This is a genomic window from Shewanella sp. 11B5 (genome assembly GCF_002836795.1).
GTDB classification, from domain to species: domain Bacteria; phylum Pseudomonadota; class Gammaproteobacteria; order Enterobacterales; family Shewanellaceae; genus Shewanella; species Shewanella frigidimarina.
Map to the genome: position 1 here is coordinate 1 of NZ_PJAP01001038.1, position 2,563 is coordinate 2,563.

The following is a 2,563-nucleotide window of genomic DNA, read 5'->3' on the forward strand; positions in this document are numbered from 1 at the left end:
TGTCAAACAGCAACACTGAATCGTCAGTAACGCGCGACGGATTAGGCATGACGTTTAATGTTGTCGATGATTTGTTTCATATGCCCAAAGCCATGCGTCAGCTAGCACTGGTGCAGTTTTTTGCTTGGTTTGCCCTATTTGCAATGTGGATTTACACCACAGCGGCCGTTACTTCGTATCATTACGGCACCACTGATGTGGTATCCCAAGCCTATAATGACGGTGCAGATTGGGTCGGTATGTTGTTCGCGTCGTATAACGGCTTTGCTGCAATTGCTGCGATTATTATTCCGTTTCTAGCTAAGGCCGTCGGCATTAAACTCACCCATACCATCAACATGTTTATTGGCGGTGCGGGTCTCATCAGCTTTTTGTTTATTGAAAACCCTAACCTGTTGTGGATACCAATGATTGGCGTCGGTTTTGCCTGGGCATCTATTCTATCGGTACCTTACGCCATGTTGTCTGGTGTATTACCCCCGAAAAAAATGGGCATTTACATGGGAATTTTTAACTTCTTCATCGTAATTCCACAGCTGTTAGCGGCCAGTATTCTTGGCTTATTGCTTAAGGTATTTTTTGATGGACAACCAATTTACGCTTTAGTGCTAGGCGGGATATTTATGATGCTGTCGGGCATTGCGGTGCTATTTGTCGATCAAGACAAGCAAACACAATAAGGATTACCAGTCTTTGTCACTGGTAACTAGATTGAGATTATTATTTTGGGGAATTCCATGTTAAAACCACATTTACTCACGCATCGCAGTATCATAGCGAAAGCTGTTACGACCAGTATGATGGCTCTAGCCTTAAGTGCGTGCTCACCTGCAGATACTCAAGTAAACACACAAGCTCAAGTTGTTAACGTCGCACCCGGTACGCCAGGCACAGAACCTACTTGGGCTTTCTCAGGAAAAACTGGCATAGGCACATCTTACGAGCCCTATGTTAACGGCAATTATCAAGACACAGCTGCAAACCCGGTCAGTAAAGTATGGTTTTCGATTGCTCAAGGCGTATTAACCGAAACCATGTTTGGCCTTATTCACAATGCCCAGCTTAAAGAACTGCAATTTATTATCTCTGGCAAAGGCTTTGTCGATACTGAAAAAAACAATACTATCAGCACTATTGAGTATTTAGATACTGATGATATGGGACGACCATTATCGCTGGCTTATAAAGTCATTAATAAAGATGTTGAAGGTAAATACCAAATAGAAAAACATATCTTTACCGATCCCGATAGAAATAGCTTGATGATGAAAGTCACCTTTACTGCTTTTGAGGCTGGCATTACGCCACACCTTTATGTCAATCCGCACATTGATAACAGTGGTGCCAATGACATTGCTAGTGTTGAAGGCCAATCGCTAGTGGCTTACACAAGTGACACTAATTCAACGGTAATGACTGTTAAAACAGATGTCGATTTTGTCGCCGCTAGCGCTGGGTTCGTCGGCACATCTGATGGTATTGTCGATTTACAAGATAACGGTAAACTTGATTATCATTACCAAACCACTAGCGACACCAATCAAGGCGGTAACGTCGCGCTAACAGCACAATACCCCACCCTTGCCAATGTTAATGACAGCCTAAGCTTTAATTTGGTTATTGGTTTTGGTCAAGACAAAGCAAGCAGCTTAGCCACCACTCAAGCGACATTAGATGCGGGTTATGACGCCGTTAAACAAGCGTATTTAGGCGACGATAAACATCTTGGCTGGAAAGATTACTTAGCCTCGCTGAAGCCATTAAATGACATGAGCAGCAACACTACAGATAACGGTAAATTACTCTATGCCAGCGCCTTAGTGTTAAAAGCTCAAGAAGATAAAACCCATGCTGGTGCGTTAATCGCATCACTTTCAAATCCTTGGGGTGATACGGTTTCAGCTAAAGTAGGCAGCACAGGCTATAAAGCGGTATGGCCACGTGATTTTTACCAATGTGCAATGGCATTTTTAGCCATGGGCGATACTCAAACACCCAAAGTGGCTTTTGAATATTTAAAGCAGGTTCAAGTTCAACAACAAACACCTGGTTTTGCAGGTACTCCTGGATGGTTTTTACAAAAAACGCATGTCGATGGTGAAATTGAATGGGTTGGCGTGCAGCTCGATCAAACTGCCATGCCAATCATGCTCGGCTGGAAACTGTGGCAAGCAGGTGTACTTAACGATACAGAAATAACCCAATGGTACAACGACATGCTTAAACCAGCCGCTAACTTTTTAGTTAAAGGCGGCAAAGTAAAACTGGATTGGAATGACACTAAAATTATTCCTCCAAGTACTCAACAAGAACGCTGGGAAGAGCAAGCAGGATTCTCTCCATCCACAACTGCAGCCGTAATTGCCGGTTTAGTGGCTGCCAGTGATATTGGAGCGCTAGCGAAAGATGAACAAGCACCTGAGTATGCCGATTTAGCACGTAAGCTACAACGTCAGCTCGAAACAACGATGGTCACCACCACAGGCTTATTAGGTCAAACAGATTCCAAAGGTAAAGCGGCACCTTATTATGTGCGCATTAGCCCAAATGGTAACCCTAATAA

The 2,563-nt window shown here is 43.5% G+C and carries 1 protein-coding gene and 1 pseudogene; both read left to right on the forward strand.

All coding sequences use genetic code 11. The annotated features are described in order from the left end of the window. Positions 1–680 (forward strand): annotated as a pseudogene (locus CXF78_RS19980) (MFS transporter); the annotation flags it as partial. Between the two features lie 57 nt (positions 681–737). After that, a partial coding sequence (locus CXF78_RS19985) for a glycoside hydrolase family 15 protein (protein ID WP_102037741.1) occupies positions 738–2,563 on the forward strand: 1,826 nt, incomplete at its 3' end.